Source organism: Streptomyces lunaelactis, assembly GCF_003054555.1.
In the GTDB taxonomy this organism is placed as follows: domain Bacteria; phylum Actinomycetota; class Actinomycetes; order Streptomycetales; family Streptomycetaceae; genus Streptomyces; species Streptomyces lunaelactis.
On the sequence record NZ_CP026304.1, the window covers coordinates 8,185,169 to 8,209,463 of the forward strand.

Consider the following 24,295-nt stretch of genomic DNA (forward strand, 5'->3'; position numbering starts at 1 on the left):
ATGGCGGGACCCCGAGTGGTCATCATCGGAGCGGGCGTCGTGGGAGCGGCGCTTGCCGACGAACTGTCCTTCGCGGGCTGGAGCGACATCACGGTCGTCGACCAGGGGCCCCTCCCCGCCACCGGCGGGTCGTCGTCCCATGCTCCGGGGCTGGTCTTCCAGACGAACTCCTCGAAGACCATGACCGAGCTCGCCCGCTACACCGTCGAGAAGCTCTGCAGCCTCGACGTCGACGGACAGCCCTGCTTCCTGCAGGTCGGCGGACTCGAGGTGGCCACCACCCCCGAACGCCTCACGGAGCTGCACCGCCGCCACGGCTGGGTCACCGCCTGGGGCATCGAGTCCCGGCTGCTGAGCCCCGAGGAGTGCATCGAACTGCACCCGCTGGTGGACCGCGAGCGCGTCCTCGGCGGCCTCCTGGTCCCCACCGACGGCCTGGCCAAGGCGGTGCTCGCCGTCGAGGCCCAGATCCGGCGGGCCACGGAGCGCGGCGTACGCTTCCTCGCCCGCCACGAAGTCCTCGATGTCGTACAGAACGAGGGCAAGGTCAGTGCGGTGGTCACCGACCAGGGGGAGATCCCCGCCGACATCGTCGTGTGCTGTGCCGGCATCTGGGGCCCGAAGATCGCCCGCATGGTCGGCATGAACCTGCCGCTGACCCCGCTCGCCCACCAGCTCGCCTGGACCGGCCCCGTCCCCGCGCTGGAGGGCCAGGCCGAAGAGGCCGTCCGGCCGATCCTGCGCCACCAGGACGCGGACCTGTACTACCGCGACCGCTTCGACCGCATCGGCATCGGCTACTACGGCCACCGGCCCATGCCCGTCGACCCGGAGGACATCGCCTCGGTGGACGAGGCCGAGCAGATGCCCTCCGTCCTGAAGTTCACCGAGGACGACTTCGCCGACGCCTGGGCCGAGACTCAGGCCCTGCTGCCCGCGACCCGCGACGCCAAGATCGAAGAGGGCATCAACGGCCTCTTCTCCTTCACCACCGACGGCCTGCCGCTGCTCGGCGAATCACCGGACGTCAAGGGCTTCTGGGTCGCCGAGGCCGTGTGGGTCACGCACTCCGCCGGCGTCGCCCGCGCGGTGGCCGAATGGCTGGTGGACGGTCACTGCTCGTCCTTCGATCTGCACGAGTGCGACGTCAACCGCTTCGAGCCGCACCAGCTCTCCCCCCAGTACGTCCTGGCCCGCGACTGCCAGAACTTCGTCGAGGTCTACGACATCCTCCACCCCCTTCAGCCGGCCGGCGCGCCACGGCCCCTGCGCACCAGCCCCTTCTACGCCCGCCAGCAGGAACTCGGCGCCTACTTCCTGGAGGCCACCGGCTGGGAGCGGCCCCAGTGGTACGAGACCAACGCCGGGCTGGTCGAAGGCCGGTCGGTCCCCACCCCCAACGACTGGGCGGCGCGCTTCTGGTCGCCCATCGTCGGCGCAGAGGCCCAGACCACGCGCGAGACCGTCGCGATGTACGACATGACGGCACTCAAGCGCCTGGAAGTCACCGGTCGCGGCGCCGCCGCCTTCCTCCAGCGGCTGTCCACCGGCAACGTCGACAAGTCGGTCGGGTCGGTGACGTACACCCTGCTCCTCGACGAAGACGGCGGCATCCGCAGCGACATCACCGTCGCCCGTCTGGGCCGCGACCACTTCCAGGTCGGCGCCAACGGCAACCTGGACCTCGACTGGTTCGGCCGGCACCTGCCCGCCGACGGGTCGGTCCAGGTACGCGACATCACCGCCGGGACCTGCTGCATCGGCCTGTGGGGCCCGCTGGCCCGCGAGGTGCTCCAGCCGCTCGCCGACTCGGACTTCTCCAACGACGGTCTGAAGTACTTCCGCGCCAAGCGGGCACACATCGGCTCCGTCCCCGTCACCGCGATGCGTCTGTCGTACGTCGGCGAACGCGGCTGGGAGCTGTACACCACCGCCGACATGGGCGTGAAGCTGTGGGACACGCTGTGGCAGGCCGCCCAGCCCCTCGGCGGCATTGCCGCCGGCCGCGGCGCCTTCAACAGCCTCCGTCTGGAGAAGGGCTACCGCTCCTTCGGCACCGACATGACCTATGAGCACGACCCCTACGAGGCGGGGGTCGGCTTCGCCGTCAAGCTCGACAAGGACGACTTCATCGGCAAGGCGGCGCTGGAGCGTCGCAAGACCGATGTGCGGCGCCGCCTGACCTGTCTGACCATCGACGACCCGCAGGCCGTCGTCATGGGCAAGGAACCGGTGTACGACGGCGATCGCCCCGTCGGCTACGTCACCAGCGCCGCGTACGGCTACACCATCGGCAAGGGCATCGCCTACGCGTGGCTGCCCGCCGAACTCGCCACGACCGGCCGCACGGTGCACATCGGCTACTTCGACCGGCGCATCGAAGCGGTCGTCGCCGACGAGCCGCTGTTCGACCCCTCCATGTCCCGCCTGCGCGGCTGAGCCCCGTATGAAGAGGAGCACCGTGAGCGCACAGGTCCTCGACGGACGCCGCACCGCTGCCGCGATCCGCACCGAACTCGCCGAGCGCGTGGCCAAGCTGGCCGCGCGGGGAATCACGCCCGGCCTCGGTACCGTACTGGTCGGCGACGACCCCGGAAGCAATGCCTACGTGGCAGGCAAGCACCGCGACTGCGCGCAGATCGGGGTGGCCTCCATCCGGCGCGAACTGCCCGCCGACGCAACGCAGAAGCAGGTCGAAGCCGTCATCGACGAGCTCAACGCCGACCCCGGCTGCACCGGCTACATCGTCCAACTGCCGCTGCCGCGCGGCCTCGACGCCAACGCTGTACTGGAGCGCATGGACCCGGCCAAGGACGCCGACGGGCTGCACCCCGTCAGCCTCGGCCGCCTTGCGCTCGGCGTCGAGGCCCCGCTGCCCTGCACCCCGCGCGGCATCGTGGAACTGCTGCGCCGGCACGACGTCCCCCTCGCGGGAGCGCGGGTGTGCGTCATCGGGCGAGGCATCACCGTCGGGCGGCCGATCGGGCTGCTGCTCACCCGCAGGTCCGAGAACGCCACCGTGACCCTGTGCCACACCGGGACCAAGGGGCTGGCCTGGCACGTACGCGAGGCGGACATCGTCATCGCGGCCGCCGGATCGCCCGGACTGATCACCCCCGAGATGCTCCGGCCCGGTGCCGTGGTTCTCGACGTCGGGATCACCCGCACCGACGAAGGGCTGATCGGCGACGTGCACCCCGATGCCGCAAGGGTCGCCGGATGGGTCGCACCCATGCCCGGCGGCGTGGGACCCATGACGCGGGCGATGCTGCTCGCCAATGTCGTTGAAGCCGCCGAGAGGAACGCCGCATGAACACCCTGAACGCGCCGCTCGCCGAGCTGGACCCGGAGGTCCATGCCGCGGTCTCCGCGGAGCTGGAGCGCCAGCAGTCCACCCTGGAGATGATCGCGTCGGAGAACTTCGCCCCCTCGGCGGTCATGGAGGCCCAGGGTTCGGTCCTGACGAACAAGTACGCCGAGGGCTACCCCGGCCGGCGCTACTACGGCGGGTGCGAACACGTCGACGTGACCGAGCGGCTGGCCATCGACCGCGTCAAGTCCCTCTTCGGCGCCGGTTTCGCCAATGTGCAGCCGCACTCGGGCGCCCAGGCCAACACCGCAGTCTTCTTCGGCCTGCTGAAGCCCGGTGACACCGTCCTCGGCCTCGACCTCGCACACGGCGGGCACCTCACCCACGGCATGCGCATCAACTACAGCGGCAAGATGCTCAATGTCGTGCCTTACCACGTGGACCAGGCCGACAACCTCGTGGACATGGACGAGGTGGAGCGGCTCGCCAAGGAACACAATCCCAAGATGATCATCGCGGGCTGGTCGGCGTATCCCCGGCAGCTGGACTTCGCCGCCTTCAGGCGGATCGCCGACGAGGTGGGATCGTATCTGATGGTCGACATGGCCCACTTCGCGGGCCTCGTGGCCGCCGGGTTGCACCCCAATCCGGTACCGCACGCCCATGTCACCACCACGACCACCCACAAGACACTGGGCGGCCCGCGCGGCGGCGTCATTCTCACCAACGAGGCCGACCTCGCCAAGAAGATCAACTCGGCAGTGTTCCCCGGTATGCAGGGCGGGCCGCTGGAGCATGTCATCGCCGCGAAGGCGGTGTCGTTCAAGCTCGCCGCTTCGCCGGAGTTCGCCGAGCGGCAGGCCCGCACGCTCGCCGGTGCCCATCTCCTCGCCGAACGGCTCACGAAGCCCGACGCGGCCGCTGCCGGGGTCAGCGTCCTGACCGGTGGCACCGATGTCCATCTGGTCCTCGTCGATCTCCGGGAATCGGAGCTGGACGGACAGCAGGCGGAGGACCGGCTCCACGAGATCGGCATCACCGTCAACCGCAACGCCGTCCCCTTCGATCCCCGCCCGCCCATGGTCACTTCGGGGCTGCGGATCGGCACCCCGGCCCTGGCCACCCGCGGCTTCACCGAAGAGGACTTCGCAGAGGTCGCCGACATCATCGCGCTCGCCCTCCAGCCCGCTCCCGACGTCGCGGCGCTGCGCTCTCGCACGCAGGCCCTGGCCGCCAAGCACCCGCTGTACCCGCACCTGATCGGAGACGCCCGATGAGCCCCCGCACCCCGGGCGCCGACCTCCCCGAGCACCCCGACCGGCTGTGGCGCACGCCCGAGCCGAAGCGGTCGTACGACGTGGTGATCGTGGGCGGCGGCGGACACGGTCTCGCGACCGCCCACTACCTGGCGAAGAACCACGGCATCACCAACGTGGCCGTACTCGAGAAGGGCTGGCTCGCGGGCGGCAACATGGCCCGCAACACCACCATCATCCGCTCCAACTATCTGTGGGACGAGAGCGCCGGAATCTACGAGCACGCCCTCAAACTGTGGGAAGGGCTGGCGGACGAACTCGACTACCCGATCCTCTTCTCCCAGCGCGGCGTGCTGAACCTGGCCCACAGCCTGCAGGACGTCCGCGACAGCGTGCGCCGCGTCGAGGCCAACCGGCTCAACGGCGTCGATGCCGAATGGCTGGACCCGCAAGCGGTCAAGGACGTCTGCCCCATCGTCAACATCTCGCCCGACGTGCGATATCCGGTGATGGGCGGCACCTACCAGCCGAGGGCCGGCATCGCCAAGCACGACCACGTCGCCTGGGGACTGGCCCGCTCGGCCGACGCCGCCGGGATCGACATCATCCAGAACTGCGAAGTCACCGGCATCGACATCCAGGGCGGGCGGGTCACCGGCGTGCAGACCACGCTGGGCCCCATCGCCGCCGGAAAGGTGGCGCTCTGCTCGGCCGGTCACACCTCGGTGCTGGCCGCCATGGCAGGCTTCGAACTGCCGCTGCAGAGCCACCCGCTGCAGGCACTGGTCTCCGAACTCCTTGAGCCGGTGCACCCCACGGTCGTGATGTCCAACGCGGTGCACGTGTACGTCAGCCAGGCACACAAGGGCGAACTGGTCATGGGTGCGGGCATCGACGCGTACAACGCCTACACACAGCGCGGCGCCTTCCACATCATCGAGCACCAGATGTCCGCCGCCCTGGAGCTCTTTCCGGTCTTCGCCCGTGCCCATGTGCTGCGTACGTGGGGCGGCATCGTCGACGTCAGCCCCGATGCCTCCCCGATCGTCGGGCTGAGCCCCGTCGACAACCTCTACCTCAACTGCGGCTGGGGGACAGGCGGGTTCAAGGCAACCCCGGGTGTCGGCTGGGTCTACGCCCACACGATCGCTCACGACACCCCCCACCACCTCAACGCCCCCTTCTCGCTCGACCGATTCACCACCGGCGCGCTCGTAGACGAGCACGGCGCGGCCGCGGTGGCCCACTAGGGAGCCGAATCGATGCTGCTCATCCCATGCCCCTGGTGCGGGCCCCGTGACGAGGCCGAATTCCACTACGGCGGCCAGGCGCACGTTCCGTATCCCGAGGACCCCGCTGCCCTGACCGACCAGGAGTGGGCGCGCTATCTCTTCTTCCGCGACAACCCCAGGGGTCCGTTCGCGGAGCGCTGGAGCCATGCGGCCGGATGCCGTCGCTGGTTCAACGCCGTGCGCGACACGGCGACGAACGAGATCCTGGCGGTGTACCGGTCGGGCGAGCCGCGCCCGGATCACCCAGCCCCTCCGGCGGGATTCCAGCCCCTCCGGCGTTTGAGGAGCGGGGTCCGGGGCGGAGCCCCGGTTACGGGGTGGGGGTACTCCCCCTGGCTGCGCCGGGGGCACCCCCACCCAGGCGAAGCTCTGGGGGAGGGCGGGGTGCGGAACGAAACCACCGCCCCCGCGCCGCACGGCCCGACCCAACCGTTCCGCCTGCCCACCGCCGGCCGCGTATCCCGCGCCGACCGCCTCACGTTCACCTTCGACGGCACCCCGTACTCGGGCCTCCGCGGCGACACCCTCGCCTCCGCCCTCCTCGCCAACGGCATCATCCAGGCCGGCACCAGCATCAAGCTCGGCCGCCCGCGCGGCATCTTCTCCGCCGGAGTCGAGGAGCCCAACGCCGTCGTCCAGATCGAGGAGCCGTTCCCCGAGCCCATGCTGCCCGCGACGGCCGTGGAGCTGTACGACGGGCTCGTCGCGAGCAGCCTCCCCGGCCAAGGACGGCTCGCCGTCGAGCCCGACCCCGCGCGCTACGACGCCGTCCACGCCCACTGCGACCTGCTCGTCGTCGGCGCGGGACCGGCCGGACTCGCGGCCGCGTCCGCCGCCGCCCGCAGCGGCGCGCGTGTCATCCTCGCCGACGACCAGCCCGAGCTGGGCGGAAGCCTCCTCGGGACGGGTCAACTCCTCGACTGGGCAGGCGAGATCGAGGCGCTGCTCGATGCCGCACCGGAAACCCGCATCCTGCGCCGCACGACCGTCTTCGGCTACTACGACGACAACCACCTCCTCGCTGTCGAGCGCCGCACCAACCACCTTGGCGGCGAGGCCCCCGAGTACGTCTCCCGCGAGCGCGTCTGGCGCATCCGCGCCCGCCGCGTCGTCCTGGCCACCGGAGCGCACGAGCGGTCACTGGCCTTCGCCGACAACGACCGCCCCGGCGTCATGCTGGCGGCGTCGGCCCGTACGTACGCCCATCGCTACGGCGTCCTGCCCGGCCGTCGCGCCGTCGTCTTCACCACCAACGACAGCGCCTACGAGGCTGCGCTCGACCTGGCGGCGGCGGGCGTGGACATCGCGGCGGTCGTCGACACCCGCCTCGAACCGGGGGAGTGGGCGCGTCGCGCCCAGGACGCCGGGATCGAGGTGCTGGCCGGGCATGCCGTGGTCGGTACCGAGGGCGATCAGCGGCTGTCTGGGGTGACCGTCGCTCCGTACGGAGAGGCAGCGGGGCACCGCGAGTTCAGTGCCGACCTGCTGCTGGTCTCCGGCGGCTGGAACCCCGTCGCGCATCTGTTCAGCCAGGCGGGCGGAAAGCTGCGCCACGACGACACGCTCGGCACGTTCGTCCCCGACTCCTGCCGTCAGGCGGTCGAGGCCGCAGGGTCCGTCGCCGGTGTCTTCGATCTGGCCGCCGTCCTCGCTCAGGGCGCGACGGCGGGCGCCCGCGCGATCGAGGCCGAGGGCTATGTGGCCGACGCACCCCGATTCCCGGTCGTGGCGGACGAACCGCAGTCCCCGCCCATGCAGGTCTTCGTCGTCCCCGGCAAGGCGGGAGCGCCCCGCTTCGTCGACCTCCAGCGTGATGTGACCGTCGACGACCTCGCCCGCGCGACCGGCGCGGGTATGCGCTCGGTAGAGCACACCAAGCGCTACACCACCGCCGGCACCGCCAACGACCAGGGCAAGACCTCTGGTGTCCTCGCCAGCGGCACCGTCGCCCAGCTCCTTGGCGTGGACATCTCTGCCCTCGGCACGACGACGTTCCGCCCTCCCTACACTCCCGTCTCCTTCGCCACCCTCGCGGGCCGCGACCGCGGCGAGCTCCATGACCCTGTGCGCGTGACCGCCTTGCACGACTGGCATGTCGGCCATGGCGCGCTCTTCGAGAACGTCGGTCAGTGGAAGCGGCCCTGGTACTACCCGCAGGACGGCGAGGACATGAAGGCCGCCGTCCTCCGTGAGTGCCGCGCCGCCCGTGAGGGCGTCGCCTTCATGGACGCCTCCACCCTCGGCAAGATCGACGTGCAGGGTCCGGACGCCGCCGTCTTCCTCGACCGTCTCTACACCAACATGATGAGCACCCTGAAGGTCGGCATGATCCGCTACGGCGTCATGTGCCGCCTCGACGGCATGATCTTCGACGACGGCACGGTCATCCGCCTCGCCCCGGACCGATTCCTGGTCACCACGACGACCGGCAACGCCGCCGCCGTCCTGGACTGGATGGAGGAGTGGCTGCAGACCGAGTGGCCCGAACTGCGCGTCCACTGCACCTCCGTGACCGAGCAGTGGGCCACCGTCGCCCTCGTCGGCCCCCGCTCCCGCGACCTGCTGAGCGCCCTCGCCCCCGAACTGGCCGTCGCGAACGACGACTTCCCCTTCATGGCGTGGCGCGAGTCGACCGTCGCGGACATCCCGGCCCGCATCTGCCGGATCAGCTTCTCCGGTGAACTGGCCTACGAGATCAACGTGTCGCCGTGGGAAGCCCGCGCACTGTGGGAGGCGCTGTACGCGGCAGGGAGCCGGTTCGGCATCACCCCGTACGGCACCGAGACCATGCACGTCCTGCGCGCCGAGAAGGGCTACCCGATCATCGGCCAGGACACCGACGGCACCGTCACCCCGCAGGACCTCGGCATGAGCTGGGTGGTGTCCAAGAAGAAGCCCGATTTCGTCGGCAAGCGCTCCCACGCACGCGCCGACACCACACGAGACGACCGCAAACACCTCGTCGGCCTGCTCCCGGAGGACCCGGACTCCTTCCTCCCGGAGGGCACCCACCTGATCGCGGACAGCGTGCTCCCCGAGCCACCGGTGCCGATGCTCGGCCATGTCACATCCAGCTACCACAGCGCGGCGCTCGGCCGGACCTTCGCACTCGCCCTGATCAAGGGCGGCCGGAACCGCATGGGCGAACGGCTGTTTGCCCCGGTCGGCGACCGTCTGGTCCCGGTGACCGTCGCAAGTCCCGTCCTCTACGACCCCGAGGGAGCCCGCCGCGATGGCTGACACCGCTACCCGCCACAGCCCCCTGGCGCACGCCGCAGGCCGCTTCGCCTCGGCCACGCGAGGCTCGGGCGGCGATCTCCGCCTGGCCGAACTGCCCTTCCTCGCCCAGGTCGACGTCCGGCTCGACCCCAAGGGGCCGGCCGCTGACGCCGTCGGGCTTGCACTGGGCCTCCAACTGCCCCTAGAACCCAACACCGTCGTACACGCCGGTGACCGCTCTGCCCTGTGGCTCGGCCCCGACGAATGGCTCGTCATCGGCCCGCCCGGCAGCGAGTTCGGCCTGGAGAACCGGATCAGGGCAGCGGCAGGCGACGAACCGGCAGCGATCACGGACGTCTCCGCCCAGCGCACCACCCTGCTCGTCACGGGCCCCCGTGCCCGCGACCTGCTGGCCCACGGCTGCCCGCTGGACCTGCACCCCCGTTCCTTCGGACCCGGTCGTTGCGCCCAGACCACACTGGCCCGCGCACAGGTCGTGCTGGTTGCACGTGACGAGGTCCGGGCCGGGTTCTGGGTGCTGGTCCGTTCGTCCTTCGCCGGATATCTGGCGGACTGGCTGCTGGATGCCGCGGCGGAGTACGTCTGACCCTCACCGCAGGGGCTCGGGCAATGGCTGCTCGGTCCAGATGCACTTGCCGTCGGAGGTGTACCGGGTGCCCCAGCGCTGACTGAGCGCGGCGACCAGTTGGAGTCCGCGGCCGCCCTCGTCGGTGTCCAGGGCACGGCGGATGCGGGGCGTGGTGAGACTGCCGTCCGAGACCTCGCAGATGAGCGTCCGGCTCCGGAGCAGGCGCAGCCGGACGGGGCCTTTCGCGTGCCGCACCACATTGCCCACCAGCTCGCTGGCGATCACGTGACTGCTGCTACCGGCGCGGAGGTGACCAGGGACTCCACCGCCTCGATGTCGCCTGTCAGCCGTGCCACCAGGTCACCGATGCCACGCTTCCCGAGGTAGTCCGGAGGTAGCTTCTGCACGTGTTGGAAGGTGCGGTCACGCAAACGGAGCAGGAAGTGCTCACTCACCCAGTCGGCGAGGTAAGCGCCCGCGAATCCGGTCAGTCCACCGAGAATCGCCAAGGCGAGCCATATCGCGGCGGGCAGCCAGAATGCAGAGACCCTGCCGCCGGCAAGCACGTTGTCGGTGAGGTAGGAAGCAAGCCAGATGGAGGCTGTTTGGAAACCTGCGGAGAGCATGAGCAATAATAAGGCTGCCGCCGTGGCGGGTCTGTTCTTCCGGGCCAATGGCCAGAATTCCTTGAAGCAGGCAACAGGCGATGTTCTCGCGTGCCGGACTCGCTGTCCGTGTGTGATTGTGGCTGTGAGCACAGCTGATTTGTCCATCTGGCGCATATAACCAGTGTTGGGTTGGAGTACTGCGTTTGCCGCCGAGCCGTCCCCCGGCACACCGCGGCCGCAGCAATTCATGCTGCGGCCGCGGCTGTTTCATTCGGGTGATCGGGGTTGATGACCGCGAGAGGGGCTGACGGTATCAATCTCCGAGTCCCTGTTCGGCGGATGGAGAGATCTCTGACGTTGTCATCTGCGGGGCCAGCTAACGGAGCCCGCTGGGATCTCTCGTATTCGCAGAACTGTTACCGGCAGGCGCGCCTGCGGCCGCCCAAGCGGCCCTGGCCGCCGCCATTGCCGCTACCCTGCATGTTCTGGCCACCACCACGCTGGCAGCGCCCGGCGCCCTGCCTCCCACGCCCGGCACCCTGCTGCCCGATCCCGAAGAGATCAAATCCCATGACTCATTCTTCCTTTCCATGCTGGATCTCAGGGGCCGTCAGACCCCACTTTCCGGTTGCCTCGAATGACGACCTCAATGGGCCGGATCATTGGCAACCGTCACCTGATAGTACGGATGTGGAGCTCGAGTTACTCAATCGGAATCCGAGAAATTCTTCCCTCTGGCGGCGTGTTCCTTCCGCACGTACGACGAGGCTCTGACGAAAGTTCGACAACAATCCCGGACAGCAACCCAGCGGTACTCCGGTGATGCATCACGTCCCGCCCCGGACAACGCGGAAATGCTGGTTGAGACCTCTCAACCAGCATTCCTGTGGGAACTCGACTTGTCCGTAGTGCGACTCGAATCAGTGCTTAAGCGCCTGAAGGAAGGGACGCAACTACAGCGTCCGCCGTCTTGTTCGGTCTGTGCGGCGGGGCGAATCAGGCTTTGCGATACGGATGACCGCTCGTGCGCCGTCGATACTGACGAGGTCCGCAACGAGCGAGTAACGGGGCCGGTTGCCGTTGGACTGCTGCGCGCTGTTGCCGGAGGATGCCTTGCAGGTCAGCGTGTTGTCGGCGACGCTGACGGCCGTGAGCTCGTCGACGCCTGCCGCGCCGTCGAGCTGGATGCTGTCCCTGCTCTCCACCTCGACCTCGCACGCGCCGTCAGATCATGCGCTGAGGTCACGACTCAGTAGGCTCCGAGGGCGAACCATCCACAGGGGGGCGGTGTTTCCCGCGACGCTCGCAAGGTCTTCGCGGCGTCGGCGAGCCCGCTGCCGCAACCTCCTTGTATGCGGCGGGCAGATCGCGTGCCCTGTCGCGGCCGTCTGCCGTCCTTCGACTGGACGTCTTGGAGATGAAGTCGTACCCGGCGACGATATTGGTGTCCAGGCCGGAGTGTTTGGCCATACCCGTGTCGAGGACCGCGACCGTCACCGCCTGGCCGGCGGACGTACGCCATGCATCGGGCACGTTCATGCCCGCCTTTGACTCGTTCAGGTTCCACTGCCTTGGGAAGTCGGTGTCGTTGGGAGCGGTGGTGGCAAGGGCCTGCACGGGGTAGCCCGGGACGACGTAGGCCGCGTCCGGATCGGCCCGGAAACGAATGGGCGCGGCGACATCCGTGGCGGGCTGTACTCCACCCAGGTCCACCAGCGCCGCGCCAGTGCCCAGACGGCGATCGAACAACAGCTTCTCACCAGCCTGGGCTGCCTTGGTCGTGGCCTCCTCGCCTACCGCCTCGTCCGAACGCGCTTCGGGCGCTTTCGGCTTGTAGCCGACGATCAAACGCTCGGTCAAACGCTCGGTCCGTTCAGCCGACGGTGCTGCAGGGGCGCTGGAAGCCGAGGGTGCGGCAGATTCCTCCCCCGACATGGCAGTCGCCACGGCAGTGATACCGAGGAGCGTGTTGGCCAGTGCCGGGCCCCAGTCGCCTCCCTCCGGTTTGAGGTGAACGGTGTACTTGCCGATCCGTCCGTTCGTGCTGCCGGTGCGCGGCCGGTACACGAGGGCCGAGACGACCGCGGTGCGGTGCTTGTCGATGGTGATGCTGTGCGGGAACGACGCGGCGGTGCCGTACCACGTGCGGTGCCACAGGTTGTCGGGGTCGCCATCCAGGCCGAGGGCGGCGCCATTGTCGGTGGTCGTCTCCTCGTCGCTCGCCGTCGCGGTCCAGCCCTCACGCGGCAGCACCGGCGCGGCGGGCTCCATCGCCGCCGCCGGCGCCGCGTGATGATGAGGAACTGCCACGGCGCCCACCGCCGGAGCGGCACGCGACGCGCTCACCGTACCGGCGTTCGCGGTTCCCCCCACCGGGGTGGTCAGTGGCAGCAGCGCGGCCGACACCGACGCGAGCCCGAGAAGGATCAGTCCCTTCGACTTCCACCAGGTCGGTCGCTTCGCACGCAACAAGGAAGTCGTGGCTGCTCGGTGGTGGCCACGGATGCTTGGCATGACGCTCCCTATGGACGGTGAAGGGCGAGTAGAGCCCCAGACAGCGACGGTGCGGCACCGAACGCGAAGAGTTCGACGCATCGATCGGTGGTCGTCGGGCAGTGCGCGGTGACGTAGACACGGTGCATGCCGTCGACGGGGGTGATGGGCACCGAGATGTCGTCCACGGAACCGTCGGCACTTGGAATGATCCGGGCCAGCGGTGGTCGGGCAGGGGAATCGAGCCTGAGCTCTATCCAGGCACCGCCGCCCGGCGGCCCCGCGAGCCTCGCCACGGCGACGGTGTCTCGGACGGTGGAGAAATCGACTCGGTCGTAATGCAGGACAGAAGAGCTTCCGAGGGCACGGGCGCCGGGGTCGGAGTCGGCGCTTGTCCCCTGCTGCGATGTGTACGCATTGGCCTGGACGGGGAATCGGGCCGAAAGCGCAGGAGGAGGAGGTGTTGCTTGCTGTGACGGCGGGTCGTCCGGGGCAGGTGAAGGTCCGGACGTAGGCGGCGGTTGTCTCTGCGGTCCGAGCTGCTGGTCACAAGCGGTCAGCAGGAGCACGCCCGCGCCAACGCCGACCAGGAAGCCCGCCACCGCGACAGCGGAGCGACGAGGAAACAGCGGGGAGGCTGCCCTCCTTCTTCCTCGGCTCCCTCGGCTTCGCGGGGTGGCCACCGTGGCTCGGCGTACACGCGAACGCTCTGCGGGGGCATCGGCCCGACCTCGCTCCAGCAACCTTGCCAGGAACGGCGGATCGCCCAGTGGTACGGGGATGGCGGCCTTCGCACGCAGGTATGGCTGTCCGGTCCACCATCCCAACAGCCGTACCGGCAGTTGCGCTTCGAGCCGCTCGTCGAGCTGGGAAAGGTCTTTGTAGACAGACACACAGGCCGGACACGCGCGGAGATGGTCCCTGATTCCTTCGGCCGGGTGCGTCTCAGGTCGCTGGGTCAGCCGCTTGATCACATCCCTGCAGTCCGGACGCCCCAGCCGCTCGAGGTACAGGTCCGCACGGGCCTGGCGCAGCGCGGTCATGGCCTGGTCGCACGCGGCCGGAACCGCATGGTGATCCAGGCCCGTGATGCGCGCCGTGAACGCGGGATCGTCCCGTTCCACCACCGAGTGCCACAGCAGGCACTGGGTGGTGGCCGGGAGGCGCTCGTACGCGAGAGCCAGCTGGCCGTCTTCGCCCCAGGGCCACCGTGATCCTGCCGCGACCCAGGCCCGGAAGTCCGGCGACAGCGTGTCGCGCTCCCGGTGCCAGCGATTGATCGCGGCGGTGCGGACCTTCCCCAGTAACTGGGATCGCAGGCATCCCGGATGACGACGCTCGATGAACGATTCCCCGGACAGAATCTGTTGGATCAGGTGCGCAAAGACTTCTGACGTCACCTCCTGCGCATGCAGCGGACCTCTCACGCATTGGGAGGCGTATGCCTGCACTGCGGCGTAGTGGCGGCGGTAGAAATGCTGAAAGAATTCGGTCTGTCCTTTGCGCAACGCAATCATCACAGCAGCGTCAGAGAGAGGCCGCTGTGACGGCCGCAAGCCCAAGAGTAATTGCATTGAGGATCCTTCCACTCAACTCCGGCGGCGCCATGGGCGAATTCCGTCATGGCACCACCGTCCCTGCCGGCTGAGGCGCTGCCCAGCCGACAGGGAATTGCGGTGACGCTCAGCTGCACGTGAATTCGGTGGCGCTGACACGGGAACGCCTACGGTACCGGCCGTGACTTACACCGTGTGGACGCCAACGGCGGGCCTCATGACCGCATATACCCAACTTGCTGAACCCGCTTCGGGAACCGCCATTGCCGTGGCCCCGACGCGGCGTCGGTCTGGTCGCAACGGACAGTGATCTCCGCGCCCACCGGACGCAGGGCGCATCGCTGAAGCGCTGGTGGACGTGGTACGCGAGGTCGCTTCGGGCCACCGAGTCCCCCCTCGATATTCGTGTTTGGCTGGTCATGAGGGAGGAGGGAGGTCGACAGCGTCCATCCCGCCACTTTGCTAACGCTTTGCTAAGTCTGCCCATGCGGCGTCGGGTTGACGGCAGGGGTGCGGCCTGTCCGTCACGGACCCCCGAGGCGGTAGCGGAGCCGTGGGGCGTTGTAGTAGTTGTAGATGAGCACGACTGGGGCGTTCGTCTCGGGCGGCGGGTCGCCCCCTTCCCACCAGTCCAGCATGCCGAGTTGCATCTCGTCCCAGGGCTTGCCGTCCTTGAGTTCGGCGCGCACGAGGTAGCTGCCGTCGTTCTCGCCCCACCATGGGTCGAAGCGGAACAGTTGCCCTTCGCGGTCGGTGCGGCAGGGGCACATTCCGACGTCGATGACGTTCTTGTCGGTGGTTCCGTGGTGGTAGGTTGCCGCACCGTAGTCGATGCACTCGCCGGTGGCGGCGTTGCGCAGCCAGCGGTAGTCCTTGTCGTTCTTGGACGACACGGTCTGCCAGACCTGATCCTTGCTGCCGTTGCATGTGTTCTGGACGATTGCTGTGCCGGCGGGCTCGACGCACTTTGTGTTGATTCCCGCGTTGCGGAGGGTGCCCGACCATGTGACGGTCCCGAGGTCGGCCCCGGTGGGAGACGGCTTGGCTGGCTTCCCGGATGCCGTACCCGATGCTTTGACGGACGGCTTGGCCTGGCCCGAAGGGGTCTGCTGGGAGGGTGTGACCGTGACCGTGACGGGCTGCGGAGGCTCGACGTCCGTCACGGTCGGCGCCACCCGCGAGGGCGAGGCCCCGTCGTTGTGATCACCGAACGGCATCGGCATGATGAGGAGGGCGATCGCGATGGCGGTGACGACGCCGCCGGCGAGCGCGGGCGAGCGGAGTGGGGAGCCCGCGGCCGGTGGCCACCACCCCGTGCCGTCCGGTGTGCCGGGTGCTATGGCCGCACCAGCGGCGCTCGCGCCGGCTTCGGCCATCCGGGCCGCCACATACCCCGAGCCGCCCCACAGCAGCACCGCGGTCGGCAGCGCCGAGCCCAGCCGCTCGTTGAGGTCGGTGAGTTCGACCAGCGCGTGACGGCAGTGCGCGCACTGCGCGAGGTGCCGGTCGAGGTCCTTGTTCGGGCGACGGCCGGTGCGGCGCACTGCGGCTCCGAGCAGGGAGCTGTAGCGGCGGCACTCCTCGCTGCTGGAGGTACTTTCGACATGCACGGCCAGGTAGGCCTCGCGCAGCCCTTCCCGGGCCCGGGAGGCCAGCGAGCCGACCCCGCTCGCGCCCATGCCGAGCAGGGCGGCGACCGTCGAGGCGGGTTCCTCCTCGACGGCGGTGTGCCACAGGACGGCCTGCCAGCGCTCGGGCAGCGAGCGGAACGCGCGGATGACGAGGCTGGTGTCCTCCAGACGGAGAATCCGCTCCTCGCTGCTCTCCGCCTCGGGAGTGTCGGGCAGGTTGCTGAGCCACTGCTCGAAATCGGCTGACAGCTCGGTGCGCCGGGCTGTGCCCGCCCAGTCGGCGGCGATGCGGCGGACAACGGTGAGCAGATACGGGCGCCAGGCAGCTTCCGGACCGCCCCCGGCCCGCACCGCTTGCAGAGTGCGGGCGAAGGCTTCCGAGACCAGGTCCTCGGCAGTGTGCGGATCACGGCAACACGTACGCGCATAGGAAAGAACCGCCGAACGGTGCCGCCGATACACCTCCTCCACCGGAGCATCGGAGACTAACTCTCTGACTGCTGCGGTGAGTTCGGCGTCGGTCAGCGGGACGGTGCTGTCAACAGGCATGCGTCATCAAAGCCTTTCGATGGGGCGGAAGCGACACATTGTGGCCGATGCTCGATTGCCAGTGGGAGCGTTTTGGGTAATTCGCTTTGAGCCGCCTTCGTCAATCGTCAACGAGGCTGCAAGGCGATTGAATCTTGAAGCATCCGGTCAGGGGCGGATCTGTCAAACCTGTACAACGACCCCTGCCCGGCTGAACGTAACGAAGGCGCATACTTGGTGTGAAGTGCAGATGCGGGAAGAGGATCGTTGCTGCTCCGGTAACGCATCCTCCGCGGCGCCGAAATAGGGCGGTGTCCTATGTGGTGCTCGGTCGTTGGGCTGTTCATGGGGCGGGGCGCGTGGAGTTGGATTGTTCCGGACAGCTTGCGGGAGATCGCCAGGCCGTTGATTCCGGAGGACCGGGTGCGGCCGCAGGGCGGCGGGACCCAGCGGCACCCAAAACCGTCCGGCGTTGCGCTTCCATCTGCCGCAGGGCCGCAGAACGTCAACGTGACGACGCACGGGACCAGGACCGCGCTCGTCGCCTGGGCCACATGCCAACGCCCGCCACTGAACCCAAGGCGCTCAATCCAGTTGAACCGCCCCTAAGAGTCGGCCGCCAACGCTACGGCCCGCCGCCCGACACCCCAGGGACCGGGACCCGCTCGAGCCCACAGCCACTCGTGACTGCTCGCATTGCCACCAACCCGTCACGACTGTCGCACTGTTAGCCATCCCGGAGGCCACCCTCCCCATCGGTGCCCACTGGGCCGCCGGACGCCATCCCCATGCGACGAACGCCATGACTGGACGCTGAACGTCACTGATCTGCGGGCCCGCGCGCGCTCTTCGCTCCGCATGTTCCCAGCCCCGCTCAGAGGGACCGCGACGCCAGGGCGATCGGCGACGCACTCCAGAGCCTCGGCTGCCGGATCGTCGAACTCCCGGACCGGCTTCCGGGCCCGGCGACGGCCGGCCGGAAAGCAGCCGCCCCGCCCGGAAGCCCGCGCCGATGACCGTTCCCGTCCCGGACCACGACCGGGAGTGTCCCGAGTTGAGTGGAGTCGAGTCACTGGTAAAGCATTGGCAAAGTAGCGGGATGGTCGCCACCGAACGCAGTCCTCCCTAGTGACCGCCGTAAGCACCGCGCACATCTGGGGAACTCGATGGTCTCAAGTGTCTTCTTACACACCACGTCCACCAGCGGCTCGGCTACGCGGAGATCGGACAGCTTGTGCGACAGAGCCGAGCGGCAGCCTTCCGAGCTGTTGTAGTGCGTAACAGGGCCGCGGTCCGCGATGGCACGTCCGCAGGCTCATGGCGGGTGGCTGCGTTGACAGGCGCGCGCATGTCGGCGCTGCGCGTGTGGAACCGTGCTTCGTACACCACGTACGGGCCCGGCAACTGGTTGGCGGGTGTCCTCGCGCTTCTGGGCGGGAGATAAGTACGCGTCATGTGGGCTGTCAGATGTAGGCGGCTGCGCAGACGTTGAGATGACACGTCACCTTGACGTCGCCGGTGGCTGCTTTCATGTTTCCGGAATTGTGCCGAGGCAGGTTGCTTGTCGGTGGGCTGCACCGTGTCAGGGGAATGGCGATTTCTCGTCAGACGCGCTCTTGGCTAATTCTCGAAGTAACGCCTGGCTCAGTGGCTTTGCCCTGCGACGGCGCCTTCCGTCGATTACCGATGTGACCTTCTGGACTTGAATGATCTCCCTTTCCGGGTGTGATCGGCAGGCGAAAAGGATTGAATGCCGCGCTGAACAGAATATTGAATCGGGACGTACTCCATGGCACACGGATCGAAATCCGACCGTGTTCCGCGATCGAGAACGGAGTTGAAAGTGTCCCGAAAGAGAATGGTCAGCAAGAAGAAGAAGATCGTCCTGCTGGCCGGTACCATCGCACTGGTCGGTGGGACGGCATTCGCGATGACAGGAACCGGCAATGCCGGCCAGGGGAGGTTCAACCAGTCGTCGTCACGGCAGTGTGACGAGCTGGCTGGGGCTCTGGCGAGCAACCAGCAGTTCATCGCCAATGAGCGGGACAACCCCGGGCCCAACTCCTGGGCGAGGATCGCCAACCGGCAAGAAGTAGTCGATCTCATCAGGGTGCAGCAGCAGGATGAAGGCTGTAACCAGTCGGGCGGCGGCCAGGGTGCTCAACCAGGAGGACGCCAGCGGGGTGGGGCTGCTTCGGGCCAGGTGGTCTGCCAGGGGTCGACGGTGACGCTCTCCGGAGAGGGCGGTGCGCCGGCGGCGTCCAGTGACCGGTTCCCCGTCGGGACCAGACTGAGGGTGACGAACCTAGACAACAACAGGTCGACCATTGTGGAGGTGAATTCGGCCTCCGGTAGCTGTGCGCTGCTGAACAATGCGGCGTTCGAGCAGGTCCGAGAGCCGGGCAAGAACCTCATCCGGAACGCGCAGATCGAGCGCGTCGGATAGCTCGAATCAGCACCGGGTACTCCCGCTCCCGCCTCGTCGTCCCCGAGGCGGGAGCGGGTCACTCACCCCCCTGCTGCGTCGCGAATTCACCTCATCTGCATGGAAGCAACTGCACGACGTCTGAAGGCGGGTCTTCTCGACGCGCCCCACTCTGCGCAATATGGCGACCCTGAAGTGAGTGCAGAGTCATCCGATCCGAATCCGCCGGCCCGGAGTTGTCGTGCGAGATGCGGAATTACTGCAGTCGAATTCCGATCCGACTTGCCCTGCACGGCCCTGCCGAGTCCGCCGAAAGTCTTGCCCATGGAGGACAGGCCGGACCCGCACCCAACCCATCAACTCAACCCCGCAGGGCTCGACTTGGTAAAACGTTGGCAAAGCGACAGGATGGCTGCCGTCGGACACAGTCCTCCTTGGTGACCGCCGAGAACACGACGCACATCCGGGGAACTCTATGGTCCGAAGTGTCCTCACACACCACGTCCACCTGCGCCTCAGTGACGCGGAGATCGGAACGCTCGTGCGACAGCGCAGCCGTGGCCTTCCGGGCCGTGTGGCGTGTATCAAGGCCGCCGCGGTCTGCGATGGCCCGTCCGCAGGCTCGTGGTGGGCGCCTGTGCTGATCAGCGCGCGGCGTGCCGGCGCTGCATGCGTGGAACCGAGCGCCGATGGCGCCGGACTCCACGTACAGGGCCGGCAACCGGCCTGCGGCCGGAGGGGCGTGGCCTCCGCCTGTGCGTTCCCGTCCCGCCGTTGCCTGCCCGGGTGCTCGCCGACGCTCCGGTGACACACCGTCGCCGAGCTGGATGGGATCACCGCGTGGATGCTGGGCCTGGGACGGCAAGACCCGCAGGTCAGAGCCTGGCCCCTGACATGGCCGTTGGCTGCTTCCCCGTCGGACATGGTGCCGAGTCGGGTGACTTGCCGACTCGTTGCTGCCACGCTCCTCGACCAACGCACCCCATGGAGAGCAACATGCTCGCAACCTCAGTCGAGATTGACCAGCTCACCGGCGTCTGGCAGATCGACCCTGACCACTCCGAGGTGGGCTTCTGCGTACGCCACCTCATGACCCGGGTGCGCGGCGCATTCACGCGGTTCTCCGGGACCATCACGGTCGGGGACGAGCCTCTGCGGTCCAGCGTGCGGGCGGAGATCGACACCACGTCGGTCGACACCCGCAACTCCGAACGGGACAAGCACCTGCGCGCCACCGATTTCCTCGACAGTGACAACCACCCGACGGCGTACTTCAAGTCTGCTCGCATCAGCACAAAGGACGGTCGATACCTCGTCGAAGGGGCGCTGACCATCCGGGGCCAGGTCCGACGGGTGACCTTCGACCTGTTCTTGCTCGGTGTGGACACCGATGCGTCGGGCGGGACCAGGGCCGGATTCCGGGCCTACACCCGGATCAGCCGATCCAAGTTCGGTGTGACGGGCAATGGGCCCGTGGCTGGAGGACGCGCGCTGATTGGTGACACCGTCCTGCTGGAGCTGGAGATCCAGGCGGTCAAGGATGACTGATACCGCGACCAGTGAGGTCGGCACGGATGGTTGGAGTGTTCGCCTCCGTCCATTGCTGGGAGACAGCGGCCGGACGCGCTAGCCCGCGGGCAGCGGGTGGATAACCGCCGGGCGTGACAGCCGTCCCTGCATTCCAACGGACGGCGGCCGGCGCAGTCGATGACGGCACTCTGGGCGGTGCCGACCCGCGTCCGCACCGGCGGCGCGAGCGAGCACCTGCCGCGCCGCCTCGGGCAGGCGGCGTGGGCGGCGATCCGGCCGCAGCCGCCCGTGCCGGCCGATGCCGCGATCGTCGCCGACGTGCTCAGCAGGAGTACAAGACTGTCAGGAGACAATAATCGTGGAGCATGGAATAGAGCTCTTGATGGAATTCAACGGGATCGCCAGGAGACTCGATCCTGCCAGAACGTACGTGCTGGGTCGTGATCCTCAGTCGGACATGGAATTCCAGGAGGCCGTCGTTTCGTGGCGGCACGCCCGAATCTACTGGAACGGAAAGAGCTGGGTCTTGCAGGATCTGGGCAGCACCAACGGCACATACACCAACGGTCGGTGCATGCGTCTGGCAGACATCACCCACGGTGCTGTATCCAGCCTCGGCAGTGAAGCCGATGGTCCGCAGCTTCGCTTCAATGCGCCGACGCACCAGCAGAACGGTCACTTGAAGGGCGGCGGCGCGCCACCAGAGGCACACCGGGACAGTCAACCCACCGCCCCCCGCTCCCATGGGCAGGCCGTCCGCGTCGCCACGCTGACCGCCCGTCGGCTGACCGTCAAGGTCAAGTGCGGCAAGAGCAAGAGAACGTTGCTGAACAAGGTGAGCTTCGCGGTGCCGCCGAAGGCTCTGATCGCGGTGATCGGACCGTCCGGTTCTGGGAAGTCCACCTTGCTGCGCGCCCTGACCGGTCACCAGCGCGACGTCAGAGGCGAGGTGCTCTATGAGAACCAGAACCTTCACGAGCGGTTCGCTGCACTGCGTCAGCGCATCGGCATCGTCCCACAGCACGACATTCTCCATCTGCAGCTCACTGTACGGACCGCGCTCCGGTACGCCGCCAGACTGCGCTTTCCCCGCGACACCGACGCTGCGGAGCGCGACCGTCGGGTCGAGAAGGTGCTGAGTGAGCTCAAACTCGACGCCCACGCCGGCAAACGCATCGCCGCGCTCTCCGGTGGGCAGCAGAAGCGCGTCTCTGTCGCCATGGAACTGCTGACCAGACCCTCGCTCATGTTCCTGGACGAGCCGACCTCCGGCTTGGACCCCGGCATGGACCGCGATGTCATGCAACTGCTGCGACGACTCGCTGACGACGGCAGGACCATCATTGTGGTGACCCACTCGGTCCGGGAGTTGGAGTTGTGCGACAAGGTGCTGGTCCTGGCCCCGCGCGGATCCGTGGCGTACTACGGTCCGCCGGAGGCGGCACTGGAATTCTTCGGGTACGAGCAGTGGGCCGACGTCTTCTCCGCCTTCGAGAAGGAACACGGGTACGACTGGTCCGGACGGTGGCGCGAGTCGGGGCAGCACCTGGCCTCCTTGGTTACCCCGCATCAGACGGGCACGCCTGCGGGGCATGCGGCCCACGAGGGCGTTCATCCGCCGAAGCCACCTCTCTGGACAGCTCAGCTCTTCACGCTCGTCCGCCGGTACCTGGCGGTCGTGGCCTCCGACAAGGGGTTCGTCGGCATGATGGTCCTCCTGCCTGTCGTCCTGGGCCTGGCCAACACCGTGATACCTGCTGACTTCGGCCTTCGAAAAGCACCCCACGGCAAGGCGAACGTCGAGGCCGGCACCGTCCTCGTATCCCTGGTCATTAGCATGTGCTTCATCGGCACCACGAACTCTGTCCGGGAGCTGGTCAAGGAACGGGCGATCTACGCGAGGGAACGGGCGGCGGGCCTGTCCAGATCCGCCTACCTGATGTCGAAGATCACGGTGCTGGGACTGATCACGGGCTTGCAGGGGATCGTCCTGTGCGCGCTCAGCTTTGCACCGCGCGAACTGCCGGCAGAAGGCGTAGTCGTGAAAAGCACCCCGGTCTTAGAGATGACATTCGTCATCACGCTGCTCGGGTTCACCTCCATGATGTGCGGTCTGGTCATCTCGGCACTGGTGAAGACTGCCGAGAAAACTATGCCTCTGCTGGTTGTCTTTTCTGTTGCCCAGTACATGTTCTCAGGCATCGTCTTCAAACTCTTCGACAATCCCGGTGTTGAACACGTGGCCAGGCTGATGCCATCACGGTGGGCCGTCGCAGCGGAAGGCGTAACACTCGATCTTGGGCAGGTGCTCGGTCCCCAGGACAAGACGGCTCCCTCCGCCACCGACCCTCTGTGGCGTCACACCTTCGGCCAGTGGCTGACCGACACAGGAGTGCTGCTCGGCGCGGCGATCGTCTGCTCGCTGCTCACGATCCGGTTCCTGCGCCGCCACGAACCGGAAGTCGTACGAAAGCGCTGAGTTCGCGCGACTCTCAACCGAGGTGATCGCTGGGCTGGTGCGGCGTGACGTCGTCCCGACTCCGCCGGGAGGCTGCTGTGACGGCATGGGGGTCGTCGGACGGACCCTGAGCTCGCCGTTTCAGTTGGGGCTGCTGGGTGGCTGAGCGGGGTTACTTGAGGCGCTGTCTGCCGGCCCACAGCCCGAGAATCTCGCGTCGGCCCTCGGTGGTGACTGCGAGGGCGACGTAGACCGGGCGGTTCGCCACGGCGCCATCCCTGATCTTCACGTGGATGGCATCGATGAAGACGACGGGGTAAACCGGGTCGAGGGGCCGGTTCTGCCACTCGGCCATGGCATCGAGGACCTTGTCGGTGATGGTCGAAATCGTCTGGCGGGAGACGTCAGTGCCATAGACCTCGGCCAGGTGAGCCTGCACCTCACCAGTCGTCAAGCCCTTCGCAGCGAGCGAGATGACCATCTCATCGACGCCGGTCAGGCGCTTCTGCCTTTTCGCACGATCTTCGGCTCGAAGGAGCCGTCGCGGTCGCGGGGCATGGCTATCTCCACCGGCCCGACCTCGGTCAGCACCGTCTTGGAACGTGTGCCGTTGCGGGAGTTGCCGCCGTTCTTCCCGGCCGGATCATGCCGGTCCTAGCCGAGATTGGGGGTTCGTGGTGCTGCCGAGACGGTGGGTGGTGGAACGAAGCCTGGGATGGCTGATGCGTTCACGGCGCATGGCCCGCGACTACGAGACGCGGCCCGACAGCAGCGAAGCGTTCATCTGGTGGTCGGCGTCCATGCTCATGAGCCGCCGCCTCGCCCGCCGTGCCCGGCAGCCCGAGACGCGGCAGGAGCGGTCCCGATGGGCTGCCGCGGCATAAACCGGTCCGACGGCGACACAGCCAGTCAGCCGGCCCCGCTCGACCAGGCGCTTCGTCTTGGACCGCACCCTCTCGATCTTCGCCGGCACCAACTCCAGCCGGGCCGCCAGCTCCTTCGCCGACATCCCCTCCGCACCGGCCGCCGGTTCGTTCTGAAGGGCTTCCACAATCCGCCGGTAGTCCGACGCGAGTGCCTCCACCCCCGCCCCTTCCCGCCACCGCGGCACGATCGACCCCGCGACCGGTGCCTTATCCCCCCAGCGGCCCCCGGACCGCCACCTCCCGCGAGCCGACAACCGGCGCATCCCCGGCCTCGACCGGAGCGGCCTGGGCCTCGGCGAGCTCCACCCGAGCGATCACCCGACGCTCCAACACCGCCTCCGCCTCGCCGAGTTCAGCCAGAACCCGGTCCGCCTCCGCACGAAGCTCCTCCGCACGTACCCGGGCAGCCGCCTCCCGGACCTCCAGCAAGCCCATCACCGATGCCACCGGCCACCTCCGCATCGCCGAGAACGA

15 protein-coding genes and 4 pseudogenes are annotated in these 24,295 nt (G+C 68.0%); 11 read left to right on the forward strand and 8 right to left on the reverse strand.

Annotation, left to right across the window (positions count from 1 at the left end; all coding sequences use genetic code 11):
- The 6 genes from SLUN_RS37435 to SLUN_RS37460 are packed head-to-tail and all read left to right on the forward strand — an operon-like array spanning position 1 to position 9,684.
- The gene (locus tag SLUN_RS37435) at positions 1 to 2,439 is read left to right on the forward strand and encodes a GcvT family protein (protein ID WP_108154301.1); all 2,439 of its coding nucleotides are present in this window, start codon (positions 1 to 3) and stop codon (positions 2,437 to 2,439) included.
- 22 nt (positions 2,440 to 2,461) lie between these two features.
- Positions 2,462 to 3,313 carry a bifunctional methylenetetrahydrofolate dehydrogenase/methenyltetrahydrofolate cyclohydrolase gene (locus tag SLUN_RS37440; protein ID WP_108155164.1) on the forward strand — a complete coding sequence of 284 codons (852 nt, stop codon included), beginning with the start codon at positions 2,462 to 2,464 and terminating at the stop codon, positions 3,311 to 3,313.
- Entirely contained in the window at positions 3,310 to 4,587 is a 1,278-nt protein-coding gene (glyA, locus tag SLUN_RS37445; RefSeq protein WP_108154302.1) for a serine hydroxymethyltransferase, read from the forward strand. Before SLUN_RS37440 ends, glyA begins: the two co-directional genes overlap by 4 nt.
- The gene (locus SLUN_RS37450; RefSeq protein WP_108154303.1) at positions 4,584 to 5,816 is read left to right on the forward strand and encodes a sarcosine oxidase subunit beta family protein; all 1,233 of its coding nucleotides are present in this window, start codon (positions 4,584 to 4,586) and stop codon (positions 5,814 to 5,816) included. The genes glyA and SLUN_RS37450 overlap by 4 nt, the downstream gene beginning before the upstream one ends.
- Before the next feature lie 12 nt (positions 5,817 to 5,828).
- The gene (locus tag SLUN_RS37455; RefSeq protein WP_108154304.1) at positions 5,829 to 9,098 is read left to right on the forward strand and encodes a sarcosine oxidase subunit alpha family protein; all 3,270 of its coding nucleotides are present in this window, start codon (positions 5,829 to 5,831) and stop codon (positions 9,096 to 9,098) included.
- Entirely contained in the window at positions 9,091 to 9,684 is a 594-nt protein-coding gene (locus SLUN_RS37460) for a sarcosine oxidase subunit gamma (protein WP_108154305.1), read from the forward strand. The genes SLUN_RS37455 and SLUN_RS37460 overlap by 8 nt, the downstream gene beginning before the upstream one ends.
- A 3-nt stretch (positions 9,685 to 9,687) precedes the next feature.
- Here the strand turns inward: SLUN_RS37460 and SLUN_RS37465 are convergent.
- From SLUN_RS37465 to SLUN_RS37490, 6 genes and pseudogenes are all read right to left on the reverse strand, one after another.
- A pseudogene (locus SLUN_RS37465) lies at positions 9,688 to 9,948 on the reverse strand (ATP-binding protein); the annotation flags it as partial.
- Positions 9,948 to 10,448, reverse strand: coding sequence for an ABC transporter transmembrane domain-containing protein (locus SLUN_RS42170; protein WP_159100427.1), 501 nt, complete (start codon positions 10,446 to 10,448; stop codon positions 9,948 to 9,950). The gene SLUN_RS42170 and the pseudogene SLUN_RS37465, both read right to left, overlap by 1 nt.
- 779 nt (positions 10,449 to 11,227) lie before the next feature.
- On the reverse strand, positions 11,228 to 11,479 hold the full coding sequence (locus tag SLUN_RS37475; RefSeq protein ID WP_108154307.1) for a hypothetical protein: 252 nt from the start codon (positions 11,477 to 11,479) through the stop codon (positions 11,228 to 11,230).
- A 37-nt stretch (positions 11,480 to 11,516) separates the two neighbouring features.
- Positions 11,517 to 12,788: a discoidin domain-containing protein gene (locus SLUN_RS37480; protein ID WP_254709981.1), complete on the reverse strand. Its 1,272-nt coding sequence runs from the start codon at positions 12,786 to 12,788 to the stop codon at positions 11,517 to 11,519.
- Between the two features lie 8 nt (positions 12,789 to 12,796).
- Positions 12,797 to 14,284: a carbohydrate-binding protein gene (locus tag SLUN_RS37485; RefSeq protein ID WP_159100428.1), complete on the reverse strand. Its 1,488-nt coding sequence runs from the start codon at positions 14,282 to 14,284 to the stop codon at positions 12,797 to 12,799.
- Positions 14,285 to 14,847: 563 nt separating this feature from the next.
- Complete coding sequence (locus SLUN_RS37490) at positions 14,848 to 16,503, reverse strand: sigma-70 family RNA polymerase sigma factor (protein WP_108154310.1); 1,656 nt, start codon at positions 16,501 to 16,503, stop codon at positions 14,848 to 14,850.
- A 324-nt stretch (positions 16,504 to 16,827) separates the two neighbouring features.
- On the opposite strand from SLUN_RS37490, the pseudogene SLUN_RS40405 reads away from it, so the two are divergent.
- From SLUN_RS40405 to SLUN_RS37510, 4 genes and pseudogenes are all read left to right on the forward strand, one after another.
- Positions 16,828 to 16,941, forward strand: a pseudogene (locus tag SLUN_RS40405) (IS5/IS1182 family transposase); the annotation flags it as partial.
- A gap of 1,384 nt (positions 16,942 to 18,325) precedes the next feature.
- The gene (locus tag SLUN_RS37500) at positions 18,326 to 18,928 is read left to right on the forward strand and encodes a hypothetical protein (RefSeq protein WP_108154311.1); all 603 of its coding nucleotides are present in this window, start codon (positions 18,326 to 18,328) and stop codon (positions 18,926 to 18,928) included.
- A 975-nt stretch (positions 18,929 to 19,903) separates the two neighbouring features.
- Entirely contained in the window at positions 19,904 to 20,455 is a 552-nt protein-coding gene (locus SLUN_RS39770; RefSeq protein ID WP_159100429.1) for a YceI family protein, read from the forward strand.
- Positions 20,456 to 20,819: 364 nt separating this feature from the next.
- Entirely contained in the window at positions 20,820 to 22,916 is a 2,097-nt protein-coding gene (locus SLUN_RS37510; RefSeq protein ID WP_254709983.1) for an ATP-binding cassette domain-containing protein, read from the forward strand.
- Between the two features lie 169 nt (positions 22,917 to 23,085).
- Here the strand turns inward: SLUN_RS37510 and SLUN_RS37515 are convergent.
- Positions 23,086 to 23,549, reverse strand: a pseudogene (locus SLUN_RS37515) (IS256 family transposase); the annotation flags it as partial.
- Between the two features lie 14 nt (positions 23,550 to 23,563).
- Between SLUN_RS37515 and SLUN_RS37520 the strand changes: the two are divergent.
- Positions 23,564 to 23,779 (forward strand): annotated as a pseudogene (locus SLUN_RS37520) (IS5 family transposase); the annotation flags it as partial.
- 249 nt (positions 23,780 to 24,028) lie between these two features.
- Here SLUN_RS37520 and SLUN_RS40410 read toward each other — a convergent pair.
- Positions 24,029 to 24,268, reverse strand: a complete 240-nt coding sequence (locus SLUN_RS40410) for a hypothetical protein (protein WP_175313449.1) — start codon at positions 24,266 to 24,268, stop codon at positions 24,029 to 24,031.
- Positions 24,269 to 24,295: the final 27 nt, after the last annotated feature.

Coding starts and splice junctions, on each gene's coding strand:
- SLUN_RS39770 (WP_159100429.1), top strand. CDS start 19,904: ATGCTCGCAACCTCAGTCGAGATTGACCAGCTCACCGGCGTCTGGCAG.
- SLUN_RS37450 (WP_108154303.1), top strand. CDS start 4,584: ATGAGCCCCCGCACCCCGGGCGCCGACCTCCCCGAGCACCCCGACCGG.
- SLUN_RS37485 (WP_159100428.1), bottom strand. CDS start 14,284: ATGATTGCGTTGCGCAAAGGACAGACCGAATTCTTTCAGCATTTCTAC.
- SLUN_RS42170 (WP_159100427.1), bottom strand. CDS start 10,448: ATGCGCCAGATGGACAAATCAGCTGTGCTCACAGCCACAATCACACAC.
- SLUN_RS37480 (WP_254709981.1), bottom strand. CDS start 12,788: ATGCCAAGCATCCGTGGCCACCACCGAGCAGCCACGACTTCCTTGTTG.
- SLUN_RS37490 (WP_108154310.1), bottom strand. CDS start 16,503: ATGCCTGTTGACAGCACCGTCCCGCTGACCGACGCCGAACTCACCGCA.
- SLUN_RS37455 (WP_108154304.1), top strand. CDS start 5,829: ATGCTGCTCATCCCATGCCCCTGGTGCGGGCCCCGTGACGAGGCCGAA.
- SLUN_RS37435 (WP_108154301.1), top strand. CDS start 1: ATGGCGGGACCCCGAGTGGTCATCATCGGAGCGGGCGTCGTGGGAGCG.
- SLUN_RS37460 (WP_108154305.1), top strand. CDS start 9,091: ATGGCTGACACCGCTACCCGCCACAGCCCCCTGGCGCACGCCGCAGGC.
- glyA (WP_108154302.1), top strand. CDS start 3,310: ATGAACACCCTGAACGCGCCGCTCGCCGAGCTGGACCCGGAGGTCCAT.
- SLUN_RS37510 (WP_254709983.1), top strand. CDS start 20,820: ATGGAATTCAACGGGATCGCCAGGAGACTCGATCCTGCCAGAACGTAC.